General features: G+C 60.7%; 17 protein-coding genes. 4 read left to right on the top strand and 13 right to left on the bottom strand.

Annotated elements, in window-relative coordinates; translation table 11 throughout:
• Positions 1–12: 12 nt before the first annotated feature.
• Complete coding sequence (locus J2Y90_RS17560; RefSeq protein ID WP_253501099.1) at positions 13–654, bottom strand: class II glutamine amidotransferase; 642 nt, start codon at positions 652–654, stop codon at positions 13–15.
• Between the two features lie 165 nt (positions 655–819).
• Between J2Y90_RS17560 and J2Y90_RS17555 the strand changes: the two genes are divergently transcribed.
• The 3 genes from J2Y90_RS17555 to J2Y90_RS17545 all read left to right on the top strand — a co-directional run bounded on the left by J2Y90_RS17555 (position 820) and on the right by J2Y90_RS17545 (position 2849).
• On the top strand, positions 820–1068 hold the full coding sequence (locus tag J2Y90_RS17555) for a hypothetical protein (protein WP_253501096.1): 249 nt from the start codon (positions 820–822) through the stop codon (positions 1066–1068).
• A gap of 105 nt (positions 1069–1173) precedes the next feature.
• Positions 1174–2331, top strand: a complete 1158-nt coding sequence (locus tag J2Y90_RS17550) for a GGDEF domain-containing protein (RefSeq protein WP_253501093.1) — start codon at positions 1174–1176, stop codon at positions 2329–2331.
• 8 nt (positions 2332–2339) lie between these two features.
• A complete protein-coding gene (locus J2Y90_RS17545; RefSeq protein ID WP_253501090.1) occupies positions 2340–2849 on the top strand; it encodes a PaaI family thioesterase in 510 nt (169 codons plus the stop codon).
• 293 nt (positions 2850–3142) lie between these two features.
• Here J2Y90_RS17545 and J2Y90_RS17540 read toward each other — a convergent pair whose 3' ends face one another.
• Entirely contained in the window at positions 3143–5347 is a 2205-nt protein-coding gene (locus J2Y90_RS17540) for an OsmC domain/YcaO domain-containing protein (protein ID WP_253501087.1), read from the bottom strand.
• Positions 5348–5567: 220 nt separating this feature from the next.
• Between J2Y90_RS17540 and J2Y90_RS17535 the strand changes: the two genes are divergently transcribed.
• A complete protein-coding gene (locus tag J2Y90_RS17535) occupies positions 5568–8177 on the top strand; it encodes a bifunctional diguanylate cyclase/phosphodiesterase (RefSeq protein WP_253501084.1) in 2610 nt (869 codons plus the stop codon).
• A 3-nt stretch (positions 8178–8180) separates the two neighbouring features.
• On the opposite strand, the gene cydB is transcribed toward J2Y90_RS17535, so the two are convergent.
• The 11 genes from cydB to J2Y90_RS17480 all read right to left on the bottom strand — a co-directional run bounded on the left by cydB (position 8181) and on the right by J2Y90_RS17480 (position 19406).
• Positions 8181–9182: a cytochrome d ubiquinol oxidase subunit II gene (gene cydB / locus J2Y90_RS17530; RefSeq protein ID WP_253501081.1), complete on the bottom strand. Its 1002-nt coding sequence runs from the start codon at positions 9180–9182 to the stop codon at positions 8181–8183.
• 12 nt (positions 9183–9194) lie between these two features.
• Positions 9195–10568 (bottom strand): cytochrome ubiquinol oxidase subunit I, encoded by a 1374-nt coding sequence (locus J2Y90_RS17525; RefSeq protein ID WP_253501078.1) that lies wholly within the window; start codon positions 10566–10568, stop codon positions 9195–9197.
• 8 nt (positions 10569–10576) lie between these two features.
• Positions 10577–10966, bottom strand: a complete 390-nt coding sequence (locus J2Y90_RS17520; RefSeq protein ID WP_253501075.1) for a VOC family protein — start codon at positions 10964–10966, stop codon at positions 10577–10579.
• A gap of 23 nt (positions 10967–10989) precedes the next feature.
• Positions 10990–11205, bottom strand: coding sequence for a hypothetical protein (locus J2Y90_RS17515; RefSeq protein ID WP_253501072.1), 216 nt, complete (start codon positions 11203–11205; stop codon positions 10990–10992).
• A 125-nt stretch (positions 11206–11330) separates the two neighbouring features.
• Positions 11331–12854 (bottom strand): FAD/NAD(P)-binding protein, encoded by a 1524-nt coding sequence (locus J2Y90_RS17510; protein WP_253501069.1) that lies wholly within the window; start codon positions 12852–12854, stop codon positions 11331–11333.
• 51 nt (positions 12855–12905) lie between these two features.
• Positions 12906–14093 (bottom strand): aminotransferase class I/II-fold pyridoxal phosphate-dependent enzyme, encoded by a 1188-nt coding sequence (locus tag J2Y90_RS17505; protein ID WP_253501066.1) that lies wholly within the window; start codon positions 14091–14093, stop codon positions 12906–12908.
• Between the two features lie 17 nt (positions 14094–14110).
• Positions 14111–14989 (bottom strand): acetaldehyde dehydrogenase (acetylating), encoded by an 879-nt coding sequence (locus J2Y90_RS17500; protein WP_253501063.1) that lies wholly within the window; start codon positions 14987–14989, stop codon positions 14111–14113.
• A 14-nt stretch (positions 14990–15003) separates the two neighbouring features.
• Positions 15004–16011, bottom strand: a complete 1008-nt coding sequence (gene dmpG / locus J2Y90_RS17495) for a 4-hydroxy-2-oxovalerate aldolase (protein WP_253501060.1) — start codon at positions 16009–16011, stop codon at positions 15004–15006.
• 38 nt (positions 16012–16049) lie between these two features.
• Positions 16050–17108, bottom strand: a complete 1059-nt coding sequence (locus J2Y90_RS17490; RefSeq protein WP_253501056.1) for an AbrB family transcriptional regulator — start codon at positions 17106–17108, stop codon at positions 16050–16052.
• An 86-nt stretch (positions 17109–17194) separates the two neighbouring features.
• A complete protein-coding gene (locus J2Y90_RS17485; RefSeq protein ID WP_253501053.1) occupies positions 17195–18430 on the bottom strand; it encodes an ATP-grasp domain-containing protein in 1236 nt (411 codons plus the stop codon).
• A gap of 112 nt (positions 18431–18542) precedes the next feature.
• Entirely contained in the window at positions 18543–19406 is an 864-nt protein-coding gene (locus J2Y90_RS17480) for a hypothetical protein (RefSeq protein WP_253505212.1), read from the bottom strand.

The following is a 19406-nucleotide window of genomic DNA, read 5'->3' as shown; positions in this document are numbered from 1 at the left end:
AATTTTTGAGAATCAGCTCGACGCCACCAGCGCCTTGAGCGACACATCGAATTGCTTCAGCGCGTTGAGTTGCAGGTCACGCTGCTGATTGATCTGTGCGGCGATTTGCGGCGCCGCCTGGTTGTGCACCCAGACCGAAGGCAGCTCTCGCTCGATCGCCCCTTCCGCCTTGCCGATGTACTGCAGATCGGCGTCGTAGAACCGTGCTGAGAAGCGCGCCTCGACCAGACTGTTGCGCTGGGTCAGCAAGCGATTGAAGGTGTCGAGCTTGACCACCACGTCCGGATGGGCCTGAACCAGCTCATCCAGATTGTCGTAAACAGTCACCGAGACGAACTGCTGCTGCAGCGAACTCACCAGCCAGTCGAGGGCCAGTTCCGGGTCGGAGCTGCCGACAAAGGCATCACGGATTCGCGAGTCGAGTGCGTCTTTCGCGCCGTTCAGCGCCATGTCGTGGTAACGCTCCAGGTATTGCAGGTTCTGCAAGGTGTTTTCACTCAACAACACACCTACGGTCTGCGTGTGCTGCAACGCCGAGGCGCTGGCGGTGATGGGTTGCAGGTGACACGACCGGGCGTCGTCTGCATAAGCCGGTGCGGTCACCAACCCGCCCATCAGCAGGGCGATCATTGCCAGTCGAGTCAGAATGTTCATCGCGCAATTTCCTTGAGCTGCGTCTTCGATGGAGGCGATTTTCCGCCGATCGCTGGCAAAGCAGAACTTGCGTTTCTTGATGGTCACTATTACTTCCAGCAATAGTTGCGTGCCGAGCTGACTGATGCACACTGGAGCTACCAAAAAAATGATGAGGGTCTTGCCTTGAGAACGTTTGATCTGATCCGAGACGCCGTGCTACCCGAATATCGCGAGCGCGTGGCGGAATACCTGGTCCAGTACGAAACCGTGCTGCTGGACAAAAGCACCGACGATGCGCAATTGATCCGCGACACCGCCCAGCAACTGCGCGGTTACCTGCGCGGGCTCAACACCACGCGGGTGCTGGGCATGGCCTATTGGGAAGAGCTCGATCGCCGCGTTGTCGACACCTGGCTGACCGCGCAAGCGTGAATGCTGGAGCGCCAGTGGTCTGCCCGGCAACGCGCCCCCTGCGAAAAACCTGACCAAACGCTTACAATCGCAGGCCTATTGCCATACAGACAGGCCTGCCCGGAAATGCCGCTCGACCCGCCAACGATGCTGACCATCACGATCGCCCTCGCAGCCGCTGCCGCGCTGTACCTGGCGGTCGAGTGGCGCAGCATCCGTGAGCCTTCGCTACTGTTCTGGAGCGCCGGTTTCGCCACCATCACCATCGGTTCCACCCTCGCGCTGCTGCGCAGCAGCGGTTTTCTGCTGCTGGGCATCTGGTTCGCCAACGGCCTGCTGTTGACCGCGCATTTCTTTTTCCTGCTCGGCGTGGCTCGCTTCACCCAGGCCCGACTGTCGCCGGCGTGGTACCTGATTTTCGCCACGTGGCTGATCATGCTGTTCTTGCCGGACGGGCCGCTGTGGTCCAAAGCCATGCTGGTGGCCAACTCGCTGCTGGTGGCGATTCCCACACTCAAGGCCAGTTCGCTGCTGCGTCCGCATGGCAAATCATTGAGCGTCGGCGCGGTGCAACTGCGTTATGTGCTGCTCGGCCACGGCATCTTTTATGTGGCCAAGGCCCTGACCGTAGTTATCCCCGGCACGCTGATCGATCTGGCTGCGTTTCGCGGCGAGATCATTCAGATCTCGCTGGTCGAGGGGGCGATGGCGATCATGTTGATCGCTCTGTCGATGACTGGCACTGAGCGCTATCGCCGGGAAAAGCAGATCGCCCGCCTCGCCGAGCGCGATCCGCTCACGGCCCTCTACAACCGCCGTGCCCTGGAAAAGCGTACGCCTCGCCTGCTGGCCGGCGTGTCCGCGCAAAAACCAGGGGCGCTGCTGTTGATCGATATCGACAACTTTAAACTGGTCAACGACCAGTACGGGCATATTGCCGGTGATCGCTTGCTGATTGCTCTGAGCGAGATGATCCGCGCCCAGCTGCCGCCCCATGCGTTGACGGCGCGGCTGGGTGGCGATGAGTTTCTGATGCTGCTCAACAACGCCTCAGCCGAAGCTATCCTTGAACTGGGCAACGCATTGCGCGAACAGTTTCTGGCCCTCGCGTCGCACACCTATCCCACGTCCTCTGCGGTGACTTTGAGCATCGGCGCCACCCTGTTCGACAAACCGCCGGCCAGTCTGGCGGCGCTGATCGAGCTTGGCGATGCCGCGCTCTACGAGTCCAAACGCGGCGGCCGCAACCGCTTGCGCCTGTCCGGCCTCGCCACTCCAGGATGAAACCCGCCATGTCCAGCCACGACACCCCGCTGCAAGACCTCGCCGCCCCCGAAGGCGTTTGTTACGGCTGCGGCGGCCGCAACCCGCACGGCCTGCACGTGAAAAGTTGTTGGGACGAAGACGGCCGCCATGTGATCGCCGAACACTTGCCCGAAGATCAATACTGCGGTTGGCCGGATCTGGTTTACGGCGGACTGATCGCCATGCTGGTCGACTGTCACTCGAACTGGACCGCCATGGCCTGGCACTACCGTGCGGAAAACCGTGAAGCCGGCAGCCTGCCGCGCATCGACTGCGTCACGGGCAACCTCGGGATCAAGTTCATCAAGCCCACACCGATGGGCGTACCGCTGCTCTTGCGCGCGCGGGTTGAAGGTGACGTTGGGCGCAAGACCCGGGTGATTTGCGAGGTGTATGCGGGGGAAGTGCTGACGGCGGTGGGCGATTCGGTGTTTGTGCGGGTGGATACAGGGCAGTTGGCGGATGCGGCGCATGGCCGCAAAAGCCCCTCATCCTAGCCCTCTCCCGGAGGGAGAGGGGACTGACCGCGGAGTTTGGTCGAAATACGCCGACCTGGAAAACCGAGTCGAACTCAAATCTTGAGAAGCCCGAATATCGGCCCCCTCTCCCTCGGGAGAGGGCTGGGGTGAGGGGCTGCGGTTCAAGCCGACTTGATAGACCGAGTCGAACTCAAATCTTGAAAAGCCCGAATATCGGCTCCCTCTCCCTCGGGAGAGGGCTGGGGTGAGGGGCTGCGGTTTATGCCACGCAGCCTCATCCAAGCCGAAAGTGAAACATCAAAGCCAGCCCTTCAAAGCCCCAAAGCCGCCACATTCGCCCGCGCCGCATGCAGCTTTTTATAGCTCTCGATCAAGCGCAAATGCCGATCCAGCCCTTCCAGCTTCATGCTCGTCGGCGTCAAACCGTAGAACCGCACGCTGCCATTCACCGATCCAATCGCCGCATCCATGCGCTCGTCACCGAACATCCGGCGGAAATTGGCTTCGTAATCCTCCAGCTCCAGATCTTCATCCAGCTCCATCTCCAGCACCACATTCACAGCCTGATAAAACAAGCCGCGCTCAACGGTGTTGTCGTTGTATTGCAGGAACGCCTCCACCAGGTCCTTGGCCTCGTCAAACTTTTGCAGCGCGAGGTAGATCAGCAAGCGCAGCTCCAGGATCGTCAGCTTGCCCCACGGCGTGTTGTCGTCGAACTCGATGCCGATCAGCGTGGTGATATCGGTGTAGTCGTCCTGCTCGCTGCGTTCCAGGCCCTGGACCAGATTGCGCAGGCCGACCTTGCTGAGGTTGTGCAAATTGAGGATGTCGGCGCGGAATTGCAGGGCTTTGTTGGTGTTGTCCCAGATCAGGTCCTCGATCGGGTAGATCTCCGAATAATCCGGCACGAGGATGCGGCAGGCCTTGGCGCCGATATGCTCGTAGACCGCCATGTAGACTTCTTTGCCCATGTCTTCGAGGATGCCGAACAGGGTCGCGGCTTCTTCGGCGTTGGAGTTTTCGCCCTGGCCGGAGAAGTCCCACTCGACGAATTCGAAGTCTGGCCTGGCGCTGAAGAAGCGCCACGACACCACACCGCTGGAATCGATGAAGTGCTCGACGAAGTTGTTCGGCTCAGTGACCGCCTGGCCGGAGAATGTGGGCTGCGGCAAGTCATTGAGACCTTCAAAACTGCGGCCCTGCAGCAGTTCGGTCAAGCTGCGTTCCAACGCGACTTCCAGGCTCGGGTGCGCGCCGAACGAGGCGAAGACGCCGCCGGTGCGCGGGTTCATCAGGGTCACGCACATCACCGGGAATTCCCCGCCCAGCGAGGCATCCTTGACCAGCACCGGGAAGCCCTGCTCTTCCAGGCCTTTGATGCCGGCGAGGATGCTCGGGTATTTCTCCAGCACCTCCTGCGGCACATCCGGCAGGGCCATCTCGCCTTCCAGAATCTCGCGTTTGACCGCCCGCTCGAAAATCTCGGACAGGCACTGCACCTGCGCTTCGGCCAGGGTGTTGCCGGCGCTCATGCCATTGCTCAGGTAGAGGTTTTCGATCAGGTTGGACGGGAAGTACACCACTTCACCGTCCGACTGGCGCACGAACGGCAGCGAGCAGATGCCACGCTGGGTGTTGCCGGAGTTGGTGTCGTACAGGTGCGAGCCGCGCAACTCACCGTCGCGGTTGTAAATGCCGAGGGTGTACTCGTCGAGGATCTCGCTCGGCAGCTCGTCTTTCGGGCCGGGCTTGAACCATTTCTCGTCCGGGTAATGGACGAATTCGGCATTGGCGATGTCTTCGCCCCAGAACTGGTCGTTGTAGAAGAAGTTGCAGTTCAGGCGCTCGATGAACTCGCCCAGCGCCGAAGCCAGTGCGCCTTCCTTGGTCGCGCCTTTACCGTTGGTAAAGCACATGGGCGAATGCGCATCGCGGATATGCAGCGACCAGACGTTGGGCACAATGTTGCGCCACGATGCGATTTCGATCTTCATGCCGAGGTCGGCAAGGATCTTCGACATGTTGGCGATGGTCTGTTCCAGCGGCAGGTCCTTGCCGGCAATGTAGGTGCCCGCCTGGGAATCGGACTGCGGCATCAACAAGGCCTGGGCATCGGCGTCGAGGTTGTCGACTTCTTCGATGATGAATTCGGGGCCGGTCTGCACCACTTTCTTTACCGTGCAGCGGTCGATGGAACGCAGGATGCCCTGGCGATCCTTGTCAGAGATGTCAGCGGGCAATTCCACCTGAATCTTGAAGATCTGGTTGTAGCGGTTTTCCGGGTCGACGATGTTGTTCTGCGACAGGCGAATGTTCTCTGTCGGGATATTGCGCGTGTCGCAGTACAGCTTGACGAAGTAAGCCGCGCACAAGGCCGACGACGCCAGGAAGTAGTCGAACGGCCCCGGTGCCGAGCCATCGCCTTTGTAGCGGATGGGTTGATCGGCGATTACCGTGAAGTCGTCGAACTTGGCTTCAAGTCGAAGGTTGTCGAGAAAGTTGACCTTGATTTCCATGCGGGATTACCAGAATACGGCTAAACGAATGGCGGCCATTATCCGGTTTTTGTGCGGGAAGTCTCGCCCTTTCGGGATCCGCCGCTGGCCGGCCATGCTGGAAATCCCGTGGGATTCGCTACACTTTGAACAAATCAGGCGATGTCATAGAACAACAATCTGAACATTGTGCCCGCGCCATTGTTCTAGATTCACAAGACACCGGATCAAGGACGAGCACATGGCCGTTACTCTTGCTGCGCAGCCAATCCCCACCCCGCAACGCGCCGTAACCCGACGCCTGGCGATCGCGGTTGGGGCGTTGTTCGTTGCTGGCGTCATTGCCGCAATCAGCACATTGCTTGGCATCGCCAATACCCTCGATGCCAAAGACCTGGAACAGAACCAGTTCTATTCCGTGCGGGCGGTGGAAAACCGCATCACCGCCTCGAAAAATTACATCACCAGCTACGCCTACTGGACCCGCGCCTTTGAGGCCTTGAGCGGGCCGGTCGACACCGAATGGGCGTACACCGAACAGAACATGGGCAAGACCCTGTTCACCACCGATGGCTATGACGGCGTGTTCGTCCTTGATCGCAAGCGCACCAAATACGCGGTGATTCGTGGGCAGATGGTCGAGACCGACGTGTCCACGGTGCTGCAAGCCCCCGCCCCGGCGCTGGTCGAGCAAGTGCTGGGGCAGCCTGACCTGACCAAGCCGGTCAGCAGCTATTCGCTGTTCGAAGGCTGGCCGGCGTTGATTACCGCTGCCGCGATCATTCCCAACGACGAACGCCCGCTGGATGAACTGAGAAACACCTCGGTGCTGGTGTTCGTCGACAAGCTGACCCCGACCAAACTGCGCAAGATCGGCAGCGGTTATGGCCTGACCAATCTGACGCTTGCCCCGGACGAAACGATTGAAACCGGTCAGCCGCGCGTGCCCCTCGACAGCACTGGCTACAGCCTGGTCGCCGACCTGCAGCGACCCGGCCAGCAATTGTTGTGGTCGCTGGTGCCGCCGCTCGGCGCGACGTTTCTGGTGCTGATGCTGCTGACCGCCTATTTCTTCCGCCATGCCTTGCGCTCATCGCAATACGTCGACAACAGCATTCATGCCATGCAGGCGTCGAATCAGGCACTGGAGACGGCCAACCATGCGCTCGAAGCCAGTGAGGAACGTTTTCGCGCGGTGGCCGAGGCGGCGTCTGACTGGATCTGGGAAGTCGATGGTCAGCTCGCTCTGACCTATCTGTCGGCGCGTTTCAGCGAAGTCACCGGCTACCCGCAAGCCTTCTGGCTGGGGCAAGACATTGGTGAGTTGCTGACCTGCGATACCACCCCGCTGGAGCTGTGGCTGCGCAAACTCAGCGAGGAGAACAGTGCCGGCGATTTACGCTGCACCTACCGCGATCACTCCGGACAACCGCGCCACTGCCGGCTTTCCGCCCGGCCGATCTTCGACAAGGACAAGGTCGTTGGCTATCGCGGTACCGCCAGCGACATCACCGACGAGGTCGCCGCCCATGCGCAAATCCAGCACCTGTCGATGCACGACGCCCTGACCGGTCTGCCCAACCGCAACAAACTGGCGCGTTATCTGGACGAAGTCCTGCTCCTCAAGGAGCATGCACCGCCGCTGTCGCTGCTGATGATCGACCTCGACAATTTCAAACCGATCAACGACTCCCTGGGCCACCCGGCCGGCGATGCCGTATTGCAGGAAGTTGCCGTGCGCCTGCGCGATTGCACGCGAGAGAATGACATCGTCGCGCGCCTGGGCGGTGATGAGTTTGTCGTGGTGCTCAACGGCATGGACAGTCATCACGAGATCGACAAATTCTGCACGCGCCTGATCGGCAGCCTGCATCAGCCCATTCTTTACGAACAACATCCGTTGCACATCGGCGCAAGTATCGGTATCGCCCTCAGCCGTCGTCACGGTTTTGTCGCCAGTGACCTGATCCGCTATGCCGACATCGCGCTGTATCAAGCCAAGTCCGACGGCAAGAACACCTGGTGCTATTTCGAAGCGCACATGAGCGACCAGATCCAGACGCGCCGGCAAATGGAAGATGACCTGCGCCATGCGCTCAAGCACAACGAGTTCGTGCTGCACTATCAACCGCGCTACAAGGTCGATGGCAAGCAGATCGTTTCGGTCGAAGCGCTGGTGCGCTGGCAGCATCCGACGCAGGGGCTGCTGGGGCCGGACGTGTTCATTCCGTTGGCCGAGCAGACCGACCTGATCGTGCCGCTGGGCCGCTGGGTCTTGCGCGAAGCCTGCGAAACCGCGCTGGGCTGGCCGCAAGACATCCTGCTGTCGGTCAACCTCTCCCCCGCGCAGTTTGCCCTGAGCGATGTCGTCGAGGATGTTCGCGAAGTGCTGGTCGAAACGCGTTTCCCGGCCAGTCGCCTGGAACTGGAGATCACCGAGAACGTGATGCTCAACGACACGGACGGCGCGCTGACCACCATGAACCAGCTCAAGGAACTCGGCGTACGCCTGAACATGGATGACTTCGGTACCGGTTACTCGTCGCTCGGTTATCTGCGTGCCTACCCGTTCGACGGGATCAAGATCGACAAGCGCTTTATCGCCTCGATCAGTAGCGGCAGCAACGACCGTGCCGTGGTCCAGGCGATCATCGGTCTGGGTAAAGCCATGGGTCTGACGGTGACTGCCGAAGGTGTGGAAACCGAAGAGCAACTGGCGATTCTCGGCAAGGATCAATGCAACGAGGTGCAGGGCTACTTCATGAGCCGGCCGATCGACAAGGCAGCTTTTGCTGATTTGCTGCGCACTTCAAGGCTGTCGCCCGTGAGCAAAAAAGGTCGGGTGACCTGAGCCTCAGCCGTCGTTGGCAACGCGGACCTTGCCGCTGAACACGCGGAAACCGAAGGTGTTGTAGACCAGGGTGATCGGAATGAGCACGGCGAAACCGACCAGCATGAAAACCTGGCTGTTCGGGCTGGAGGCGGCGTCGCTCAAGGTCAGGTCCGGCGGAATGATGAAGGGATACAGCGCGACCAGCATCACTGCGAAGGCCAGCACGAAGATGCCGAGTGCGGCGAACAGCGGCAGGAAATCAAAGCGGCTGCGAAAACCTCTGATGAAAATCATCCCTGAAACGCTGACTAATAACCCGGCCGGCAACCAGAGGCGAGCGTCGGTGAGGCGCCGGACATATTGCGGCTGCAATGTTGCTGTCCAGGCGATCAACACCAGCAATAACGCCACGACGATCAGCGCCAACACGCGGGCCTGCCGTGCCGAGCACTGTTTCAGCTCATCCATCGTGCGCCAGTACAGCCAGCACGTTCCCAGCCAGACGTAACCCAGCACCAGCACCAGACCGCAAAACACCGGGAACGGATGCAGCCAGTCGCGGCCATCGCCACTGTACTGACCGCCCTGATGGGCAACACCCTGCACGAGTGTGCCGAGCACCATGCCCTGCACGAAACCGGTCAGCAGTGATGCCAGCGCCAACACGCTGTCGACGATTCTTTTGCGCTGTTCGTTCGCTGCGTAGTCGCGAAACTCCAACGCCATGGCCCGCGCGATCAATGCGAGGAACATCACGATAAAAGGCACGTAGAGCGCTGGCAGCAAGATCGCGTACGCCAGCGGAAACAAGGCCAGCAACCCACCGCCGCCGAGCACCAGCCAGGTTTCATTGGCGTCCCAGATCGGCAGAATCGTTACTGCCATGGCCCGCCGCTGCTGGCTGCAGCGCGTGAGACCCATAAGCATGCCGACGCCCAGATCGGTGCCGTCGAGCAATACGTAGTTCATGACCGAGAATGCCAGCGCAGCGGCACACAGCAGAGTCAGCCAGTCCGTGTCCATGTGTGCGCCTCCTCAGTGCCCGGTTTCTTCGGCAAGCGTCGGCTGCGGCCCCGGTTGATCCTGCTGGGGCGGCTCGCGCAACAGGCGCAGCAACACCCATAGGCCGATGCCGAAGACCAGCAGATAAAACAGCAGAATCATCCACGTCGATCCGACGACTTGCGCTCTGGAGACTGATGACAGACTGTCTGCCGTGCGCATCAGCCCATAAATCGTGAACGGCTGCCGCCCCACTTCAGTAACGACCCAGCCACTGAGCATCGCCAAAAAACCGGCCGGCGCCAGGGCTACACAAGCGTTCAGCCAGCCGCGCGCCGTGTACAGGCGATTGCGCCGACGCAGAATCAGGCTGACCAGACCCTGACCGAGCATCAACAGCCCCAGCCCGACCATCAGCCGAAACGCGAAAAATACCGGCGCCACGGGGGGAATGTCCTCGACCGGGAATTCATCAAGCGCGGCGATGGTGCTGGTCAAGTCGTGATGCAGATACAAGGAACCGATGCGTGGAATTGCCACTTCCCAATGATTGCGCCGCTCGTCCATATCCGGCCAGGCGAGCAGCCGAAGTGGCTCGCCTGCGCCCTGCTCCGGGCGTGTCCAAGAGCCTTCGATGGCCGCCACTTTCTGTGGCTGAGCGTGGAGACTGTGCCGACCGTGCAGATCACCGACGACAAGCTGCACCGGCATCAGCACCGCAACCACCCACAGCGCCATGGAGAATTGCAGCCGAGCGCGCGGATTTTCTGACGCTTTGCGCAACTGCCAGGCGCTGATGCCGGCAACCAGCGTTGCACTGCCGATGAATACGGCGAGCAGCATGTGGGCCAGGCGATAGGGAAACGAGGGATTGAAGATGATCGCCCACCAATCCTCGGCGAGGAAACGGCCGTCGGCGCCAATCGCATAGCCGGCGGGTGTCTGCATCCAGGAGTTGGCGGAAAGAATCCAGAACGCGCTGATCAACGAGCCCACCGCGACCGCGCAGGTGGCGAAGAAATGCAAGCGCGGGCCGACCTTCTTCAGGCCGAACAGCATGATGCCGAGGAATCCGGCCTCGATGAAAAACGCCGCCATCACCTCATAGAACATCAGCGGGCCGAGGATATCGCCGGCCTGGACTGACAGCCGTGACCAATTGAGGCCGAACTGATACTCCAGAATCAGTCCCGAGGCTGTGCCTACCGCGACGTTGAGGGCAAACACCTTCAGCCAGTAGCGATAGACATCCAGATAAACCTGGCGCCCGGTTTTCAACCATAACGCTTCCAGCACCATGAGGAAATTCGCCAGACCGATGCTGAACGCCGCCAGCACGATGTGGAAGCTGATCGTGATTGCGAACTGGGCGCGGGCCGCCATCAGGGCCGAATCAATGGACTCCATGCAGGCATTCAGCCGCTGTAAAACACCGCAAGCTTATTGCCCTCGGGGTCGCGCAAATAGGCCACGTAAAAGTCTGGCGTGTAGGCCTCGCGGGTGCCTGGCGGGCCTTCGTCGGTACCGCCATTGTCCAGCCCGGCCCTGTGCACCTCATCGACCTTGTGCCGCGAATCGGCGCGAAACGCCGGCATCATGCCGTTGCCCGGCGTTGCTGATTCGCCATTGAAGGGTTTGGAAATGTGTACGCTGCCGGGACCGTTGGATTTGTCCATGCAATCAGGCAGGTAAAAGCAGTAATGCTCTTCGCGATCATGCCGGTAGCCGAGGGGCGACAGGATCGCCTTGTAAAAGGCTGCCGAACGCTCCACGTCATTGGCACCGATAAACAGATAACTGAGCATGTGACGTCCTCCAATGGTCGTGGTCAGCCTTGCGGCTGCTCCTCGCTGGCGGTGAATACGTTACCGGCTTTGCGCACCAGCTCACGCCATTCGGCGCTGGTGATCAGGCCTTGCTCTTCCATTTCATCGGCGGCCTTGAGCAGTTCGTCATATTGCTGATCCAGGTCCAGATCGGCCTCGTTTTGCTCCGCCAGTTTGCGCCAGGCCGCCAGTGATGCCTTTTTTTGTTGATCGAACATACGGGTATCTCCTGAGGGACATACCCGATAGAAAAATCAGTGCGACAGAGGTTCAGGACAGTCGACGGATGGACGCATCGTAAGCGGATTCACCGGCACTGTGCCCGGCTCTCTGGCTTCAAGGCCTAGACGTGCTCTTCAACACGCTCGGTGCGCCGGGCAAATTCCGCCCATTGCACTGCATCCGCGCAGCAAAAGGCATGACGCCCATTGATTTCCAGCGCCGAGGTGAAGAAAAACTGCCCGACCGTGAGCTCGCCCACGGCATAAATCTGCCGGGCGCCACCGAGACGGCCGATCAGTCGGTAGTTGTCCGGATCGACGCAAATCCCGCCCATCGGATGGGGCATCGCCGCACCGCTGCCGATGAGTGACGTCAGCAGGGGTGAATCGAGCCTGTGCGCATCCCGGGCAAAGCCCGTGGCGTGGATGATCCGGTCATAGGCATACGCCCGGTCCGCGCCCCGCAGGATCAGCTCCTGCGACTCAAGCGGTTCGGACAGCGTGAACGCGCCGCTGACGAATTCGAGCTGGCCGCTGCGCAGGTACGTCAGGATCTTGCGCGCGTTTTCCGTCGGGATGGAGACCCGATACGCCATGAAAAAGCTGAAATACTCGCTCATGAAGCGGGCCTGCGCAGCGTTATCCAGCGCCTGCCACAGATGCTCGACAAAACCGTTGGTAGCGTAGAGAACTGCCTGCCACAGCCGTGGCGCCTGCGAAACCTGAAGCTCGTGCTCGATGAAACTGACGATATCCGTCGGCGGTGCGGGCAAGGGAATCACAGCGTTGCTCGACGCCGGGTCATGGGCCGCCAGCTCCTTGCGAAACAGCGCGACCAGATCACTGATCTGCAATGGCCCGTGTAGCGCAACCAGGGTGCGCACGCCTTCGCGGGTCAGGTGCTTGAGCTCGACGCGCTCCTGAGTGCCTCGCACAACGGGAAAATAGCCACTGCGCGAATGCATGCGAATGGGGCCGAGGTGGCCGCCTTCAATCAGCGCGATCACCGTGTCGATGGCGCTCAGGCGTGCGCCAATCACCGCGACGCGCTCGTCGGCGGCAATGGTTTCGAGCAACCGCGATACAGGATAAGGGCTGGTCAGTACGCGCTCGTCCTGGTGCGCCGGATCGATTTTACTGCCCAGCGGGCCGCAGAGCAGGAATACCTTTTGCGCGGGGATACTCACACCACAACGCGTGCGCACGGTTTCGCTACCGTCAATCAGGTCGATGGCGCACACCTCGGCATTGATCAGCACGATCTGGCAGCCCAGCGAGGCACCACGCAAAACGATTTTGCGTATCTGGTCTTTCAGGTACAGGCCAAACAACGCGCGTGGCGCAAAGCTGTCGGCCAGTGGCTCGAATCGGGCAAATGCCGGGCGCCAAGCGGCGGGATGTTCCTGCAGCCATTGCTGGAAATGCCCCGGCAGATGCGGATACGGCGAGATGTACGCGGTTTTGGTATTGAGAATATTGCTCGCCAGATCCGCCTCGTAAGCGGCGCCATGGCCGAACGCTTCGCGTTTTTCGAACAGATACACCGTGCCTGCTGGCGCGCTGCCCTCGGCCACGCGATCGAGATGACGCTGCAGGAAGGCGATAGCCGTCGCGCCGCAGCCGACGATTGCAAAAGCATGCTTCATCAAGATATTTCCTTTATCTGGAACCGCGTCCTTACCTTGCAGCCAAGCGCTTCAAGCGATGGCTGTCAGGCATTGTTTAAGGCGCAACGCCCCGGTTCTTACCTGCTCGGCCTCGCCGGAGTACGACAGGCGCACATGCCCCGGCGCACCAAAGAAACTGCCGGGAATCAGCGCCACGCCGTACTCCTCAAGCAACAGCGCACAGAACGTTTCGTCATCGCTGATCAGCGTGCCGCGCAGCGACTTGCCCAGCGCCTGCCGAATGTCCATGAACAGATAGAACGCTCCCGCCGGCACGCAAAAGCTCAGGTGTGGCGTGCCCTGCAATACCGCAAGCAGGGTCTGACGTTGCTGCGCCAGCCGCTCTTTTGCCGCATGGGAAAAAGCCTGATCGCCGTTGAATGCCGCAGCAGCAGCGGCCGCCGGAATCGGTGGCAGGTTGGAAATCGAATTCGAGTTGAGGGTGGTCACGGCCGCCGCAACGCGCTCATCAGCCGCCATCAACCCGACGCGCCAGCCGGGCATGCCATACATCTTCGAAACGCTGTCGATCTTGATGATCCGGTCCCTCAAGTCCGGAGCGACCGACAGCAGGCTCGGGCACGTCGGCATGTCATAGACGAAGCGCTGATAAACATCGTCGGAGATGATCCAGACATCTTTCTGGCGCAGCACCTGTGCCAGCGCCCCCAACTCCTCTGCCGTATACACCGCGCCGGTCGGGTTGCCCGGTGAGTTGAGCAATACCACGCGCACTGACTCCGACAACGAGTTTTCAAGAGCTTGCGCGGTCATCTTGAAGCCGGTCTGCGCGGTGCAGGGCACATCGACCACACCCGCGCCGACCAGCTCGGCAATGTCGAAATAGGTCGGCCAGCAAGGGCTGGCGACGAGGATCTGGTCGCCGGGACAAATGATCGCGCGCAGCACGCTGAACAACAGATGCTTGGCACCGAGGCCGGCCACCAGATTCTGCTCACGGTAGAAGTTGAAACCCTGCCGATGCAGATAGCCCATGTACGCGGCGAGCAATGCCGCGTCGCCCTGGCTGGAGCCGTAACCGCCGCTGTGTTCGCCGGCGGCTTTGACCGCTGCTCCGACGATATGCGCCGCCGGCAGAAAGCCCGGCACGCCGACGCCCAGATCGATGACCGGCCGGGACATCTCGCGGACTTTTTGCACCACGCCGAGGATCGGGCAAAACCGTGCGAATTCCAGATCTGGCGAAAGACCAGGCATGGACAGATCTCCTTGGGTCAGGCGGCGCATTCGGCGACACGGCCACGGGCCATGAGCACGGCCATGTGCGTGGCGGTCGCGGTAATGATGTCGAGGTTGCCGGCACTTGGGTCGAGGAAGTCCCCTGCCCCTTCGACCCGCACCATGGTGAACAGGCGCCCTTCGCTGTAATGCAGGTCAACGATCACTTCGTAACCCGGCACTGCCGATTGCACCTGGGCCACGGCGCGTTCGATTTCACGGCGGGTGGCGGGCAGATCGACCTGCTCGATCAATGCCGACACCGCGGTCTGCATGTAGACGTTGGGCTTGGCCGGGTTGATGTTGAGAATCGCTTTGACGTCAGCACACCCGGTGAAATGACTCAGAGCGTTTTCCGTGGTGGTGATGTAGTTGCTCAGATTGCGCCGCGTGGCAGGCCCGGCACTTTGCGCGCTGATCGAGGACACCACCTCGATATAGCGCACCCCGGGATTGGCCCGGGCAATCGCGGCGGCGAGCGGAATCGAAGCCTGACCGCCGCAGGTGATCATGTTGATGTTGTTGGCATCGGCCAGCGCTACGCCATTGAGTGACGGCACGCAGAGTACGCCCAACGACGCCGGGGTCAGATTGATGATCGCTTTGCCGGCTTCGATCAGGCGCGGTGCATGGGCTTCATGATCGGCCGCCGAGGTGGCATCGAACACCACATCGAACTCGTTGATGCGGGCAAACAGTCCGTCGATGCCGTCAGCCGTGGTCGCCACGCCGCGTTCGCGGGCGAAGGCCAGGCCTGATGAAGTCAACGAGCGACCGGCCACTAGCGTGCAGTCGAGTTCAGGATGGGCGAGCACCTTGCACAGAATGTCGCAGCCGATATTGCCGCTGCCAATGATGGCGGTTTTCAACGTCATTTCCAGCTCCAGAATCAAGCGACAACAGGTTGAGACAAACGACTGGCCACCGAGATGATCAGGTCTTCCTGACCTGCCACGGCGTTGCAGCGGGCCAGCTCTTGATAAATCTTCCGGGGTTCGACATGAAACTCGGCGGCGGCCCGTGCCACGTGCTTTTCAAAGCCACTGCAGACACCGTAGAGGCCACTGATGAGGTTGGCAGTCTTGACCACGGTCGGCGTTTTCACCGGAGTGAACTCCGCCAGACTGTCCACCGCCCGGCACAGGTCGAAGACATTTACGCCCGTGTCGAACTGATAGCGTTCAAGCACTGCGCAGAGGACTTCCAGCTGAGTGTTGCCGGCACCGGCGCCGAAGCCGCGCATGCAGCCGTCAATGATGGTCGCGCCGGCCTGCGCTGCCGCCAGCGAGTTGGCAACGGCCAGTCCCAGATTGTTGTGGCCATGAAAGCCCACGGGAATGTCGAGTTCGCGCACCAGCAGAGCGATTTTCTCGCGGGTGCTGTCCGGGTCGAAATGACCGGCCGAGTCCATCAGCACCAGCGCGTTGGCGCCGTAGCGTTGCTGCTTCAGGGCCTCTTCGAGCAAGGTCGACGCACTGGCCATGTGGCTCATCATCAACACGCCGTGAACGAACGCGCCTTTGCTGCGCGCATGCTCGATATAACTCTCGGTGACACTGGCTTCGGTGCAGTGCGAGGCGATGCGCAACACCTCGACACCGATGCTCAGCGCCGTGTCGATGTCGCTCAAGCGCGAGAACCCCGGAATCATGTGTACGCCCAGTCGGGTGTGGGTGAGGTTGGCTCGCGCGGTTTCCAGCATCTGCACGTCGCTGTAGCGTGCCAGCCCCAACTGCAGCGAGGATGCGCCGAGACCATTGCCGTGGCCGACTTCGACCACGTTCAGGCCACAGCCGTCGACTGCGCGGCAGTAGGCGGCGATGTCGTCCAGGCTCAACGAATGGGAGACCGCGTGATTTCCGTCGCGCAGCGTTGGGTCGTGAATGGCAATACTCATCGAGGTCAAATCCTTGGGTATTCGAAGGGTGGCAGCGATTACGGTTCGGTCTGGGGTTGCGGCTGAGGCAACGGCGCGGGCTGTTCCTGGAACAGGCGCTTGGGCAGAAACACCGGTGAAATGTGGATGATCGACATCCGCACCACGTGGTTGAGCATCACGAACGCCGGGTCGAGCTTGAGCAGCAACGCGGCCGCGGTCATCACTTCGACGCCGCCCGGCACCCATGACATGAACAGCGTCAGAAACGGTTTGCCGGTCAGTTTGCTCATCACGAACGCCACCAGCAGCGTGGTGCAGAACGTCAGCGCAGTGACCACCAGGCCGGCGCGGATATAACGCACGACGTCTCTGAAAGTGATGTCCTTGAGGCGAATACCGATCAGCCCGCCCAGCAGGATCAACGCGACTATCGCGAACGGATCGGGCACATGCAGATTGGCTTCGGGGAAACCGACATTGACGGCGGCGGTGCACAGCAACCCGGTCAGCATGTACGGCGCCGGTACGTCGAAACGTTCCAGCAGATACCCGGCGAGCACCGCGGCAATGGCCGGCGCGATTACGCCGAGATAGTTGTCCAGCGTACCCAGCGTCGGTGCCACGCTGTCGGAGTGCCCACCGGCGATGATCGTGACCACCGCCAGCAGCGCGAGCAGCCGCACGATGTGTACGAAGGCGATGCGCCCTGATGCGGGCCCCTGCTCGCCCGACACCGTCATCACGGCCGCCATCGCGCCGGGAATTGAGCCCAGCAGACTTTCGATGTGGCCCCATTTTTCCATGCGCCGCAGCCAGTTGTAGCCGACGAATATCTGCGTGGTCATGCAGATGAGCAGACCAACCAGAATGCTGAAGTCGGTGAGCTCGCGCATCATCGAGGCGGTGACGATGGAGCCGACACTGATGCCCAGCAGCAATTGCACGGTGGCCACGAAGGGATACGGCATGCGCATGGGCACTCCCAGCTTGCTCAGCGCAGTCACCGCGCAGATCGCGCCGATCAGGTCGCCGAGCGGAAACCCGGTCAGGTAACCGAGCCAGGCCCCGAGGGCTGCCACCGGAATCGGAATGAGGCTTTCAACCAGCTTGTTCATGGGCTATCCACTTTTCTGAAGGCGTGAGCATCCCGTTCAGTGACGGAAGTCAGCTCGATTGATGTCGTCAGGACATGAGTAAGGCGCTAGGCCGCGGTCTCGATGGCCGCCCAGTCGCAACTGTCGTGGAACCAGCGCTCGACCGTGTGCAACATGTCGCGCAACTCGGCCTCGTTCTGCCCCGCCACGATGGCATTGAGAATTTCCGAGTTGGTGAATTTCATATTGCTGTAGGAGGTCATTTTTTCCGCCGAGATGCGGTACTCCAGAACGCCTTCGAGCGGGCATTCCCGGGCAACGTCGCGCAGCAGACCGACACGCGGTGGAATGCTGATATGCCCGACCATGCGCAGCGGCTCGGTCATCGGTTCAGGCCGGTAAGCCGGATCGTGGAGCGCGCGCAGGAAGCCCATGCGCGGATCGATGCCCCAGGCGTGGGTGATTTCCTGATTGAAAAATACCCCGCCCAGGCGCGAGGCGATTTCGCAGAGAACGATCTCGTCGTTCTCGTCAACGAACAGCTCGAGGTGAAACAGCATTGTCGGATCGGAAGGGAGAACCCGTTCAACCAGTGCCCGTGCGTATTCGACCAGACGATCGCGCATCGGGTTGTGTGCGTCGAGCATGTGCAAGTCATGGGATTTGCCGCCGAGAAAATCCAGCGCCGAGGTCATCACGCGCACCGGCGACACCAGAATCGGCCGCCCCTCGATGTACAGGCCATTGACGATGTAATGGCTGCCGCGCACATATTTTTCGATCATCAGGTTGTGGAACGTGGTCGACGTCTGGCCGAGCAGCCAGTCGCGCATTTGCGTCATGTCACGCAGCACTTCAACACCGTTTGAGCCACGTCCGTCGCGCGGTTTGATCACTACCGGAAACCCGTGCAGATCGCTGAACCGTACCGCCTCGGTGGCGTTGCTGATGGTCGCCATTTCGGCGATGGCAAAGCCGCATTCGCGAGTGCGCTGTTTCATCAGAAACTTGTCCCGGTAGAACATGGCGCGCTCTTCGGCACCGACGCTGATCCCGAGGCGGTCGTTGATGCGCGCCACGCGCAGCACGTCGATTTCCGCCAGCGCCACACACAGCGGTGCATGGAGTTCGCGGGCGATTTCATAGACGTCGACCTCGACCAGCGCGTTGTCATTGAAGTTGTCGAACAGCTGATAGCGCACTGCGTCACCCAGATGCGCCGCAATCTCTTGCGCGCGAGAGGCACAGCTCAACAGGACGCCTTCACGACCAAGCGCAGCCGACCAGTCTGCGGCACGGTGCTGGAGAATAATTTTCGGCGGGCAAAACACGATGAGCTGCATACGGGCTTCCTTGCGATCTTTCCAGGGTTCGTGCAACACCTTTCCCGCTAGAGCGGGCCAAGTGCGAAACGTGGTTATCTTGAATACAAGCGGCGATTCGGGCCAATACCAATTATGTTGTTATTGATACCTGTTCAACGCTGTTTGCTGCCTTATCAAGGATTTTCTCGCATTCACGCATCACTTCAGCCTTGCGTTGAAGGTACTCGACGAAGATCTCCTGCGCAGCTGACTGCACAACGGCGACGCCCATTGCCTCGACGAACGCCTCGACAGCGGCGACCGCGTGGGCAAAGTGATTACTCTCGGTGCCGCCCGTATGCACGGTGACCCAGGCGACCGTCGACCTTACTTTCGCGGCCGGCACGCCCATGTCACGCTCAAACCACTGCGTGAACAGAGGGTGGATGAATTCCACTTCGCCATGGGTATAAACCTCATGCACCAGCGTCGTCAGCAAGCCTTGCAACAGGTCGAGGTCACGCAGGCGCCGGGCGTCGGTCCAGTCCTTGAAGGATTGTGCCGAGGGCAGGCAGTTCTCTTTCAACAGCCATTGGTCATCACCGCAAATCGGCGTGGCCATGTTGTAGAACAGCTCGGAGTGCAGCGTGTTGCCCAACGCGCCGAGGTCTTCGTCGGTGATGCGTTGCAGACTGCCGCAGACCCGGTAGAGACGATCCGCTGCATCGCTGTGTTGTTCCGAGCGCGCCAGCAATGTGATGCGACTGGCGAGGCCGGACACACTGGCGGCCGAATTGTTGGTTTTCGACCAACTGCCGAAGAACGTTCGCAACGGCGCAGCACGATGATGACGCGAAGTCAGGGATTGAAACGAGCGCTCGATGTCATGCAGCGCGGCTTCCTGACTGCGAAACGCCTCTACCAACGCTTGCTTGAGAACACCGGCGGGCATGTCGTCGAGCACGGGTTCTATCACGGACAATAACGGGCTTTGCAGCGTCAGCAGGTTACTCAC

It is taken from the genome of Pseudomonas koreensis, assembly GCF_024169245.1.
Taxonomy (GTDB): domain Bacteria; phylum Pseudomonadota; class Gammaproteobacteria; order Pseudomonadales; family Pseudomonadaceae; genus Aquipseudomonas; species Aquipseudomonas koreensis_F.
The sequence above is the reverse complement of the archived record's forward strand: the minus strand, read 5'-3'. Positions and strand labels throughout refer to the sequence as shown.

Bases quoted from the DNA above. Each gene is read 5' to 3' on its own strand.
- J2Y90_RS17560 (WP_253501099.1), bottom strand. From the start codon at position 654: ATGAACATTCTGACTCGACTGGCAATGATCGCCCTGCTGATGGGCGGG.
- J2Y90_RS17535 (WP_253501084.1), top strand. From the start codon at position 5,568: ATGGCCGTTACTCTTGCTGCGCAGCCAATCCCCACCCCGCAACGCGCC.
- J2Y90_RS17545 (WP_253501090.1), top strand. From the start codon at position 2,340: ATGTCCAGCCACGACACCCCGCTGCAAGACCTCGCCGCCCCCGAAGGC.
- dmpG (WP_253501060.1), bottom strand. From the start codon at position 16,011: ATGAGTATTGCCATTCACGACCCAACGCTGCGCGACGGAAATCACGCG.
- J2Y90_RS17540 (WP_253501087.1), bottom strand. From the start codon at position 5,347: ATGGAAATCAAGGTCAACTTTCTCGACAACCTTCGACTTGAAGCCAAG.
- J2Y90_RS17550 (WP_253501093.1), top strand. From the start codon at position 1,174: ATGCCGCTCGACCCGCCAACGATGCTGACCATCACGATCGCCCTCGCA.
- J2Y90_RS17485 (WP_253501053.1), bottom strand. From the start codon at position 18,430: ATGCAGCTCATCGTGTTTTGCCCGCCGAAAATTATTCTCCAGCACCGT.
- J2Y90_RS17505 (WP_253501066.1), bottom strand. From the start codon at position 14,093: ATGCCTGGTCTTTCGCCAGATCTGGAATTCGCACGGTTTTGCCCGATC.
- J2Y90_RS17500 (WP_253501063.1), bottom strand. From the start codon at position 14,989: ATGACGTTGAAAACCGCCATCATTGGCAGCGGCAATATCGGCTGCGAC.
- J2Y90_RS17515 (WP_253501072.1), bottom strand. From the start codon at position 11,205: ATGTTCGATCAACAAAAAAAGGCATCACTGGCGGCCTGGCGCAAACTG.
- J2Y90_RS17520 (WP_253501075.1), bottom strand. From the start codon at position 10,966: ATGCTCAGTTATCTGTTTATCGGTGCCAATGACGTGGAGCGTTCGGCA.
- J2Y90_RS17525 (WP_253501078.1), bottom strand. From the start codon at position 10,568: ATGGAGTCCATTGATTCGGCCCTGATGGCGGCCCGCGCCCAGTTCGCA.
- cydB (WP_253501081.1), bottom strand. From the start codon at position 9,182: ATGGACACGGACTGGCTGACTCTGCTGTGTGCCGCTGCGCTGGCATTC.
- J2Y90_RS17490 (WP_253501056.1), bottom strand. From the start codon at position 17,108: ATGAACAAGCTGGTTGAAAGCCTCATTCCGATTCCGGTGGCAGCCCTC.
- J2Y90_RS17510 (WP_253501069.1), bottom strand. From the start codon at position 12,854: ATGAAGCATGCTTTTGCAATCGTCGGCTGCGGCGCGACGGCTATCGCC.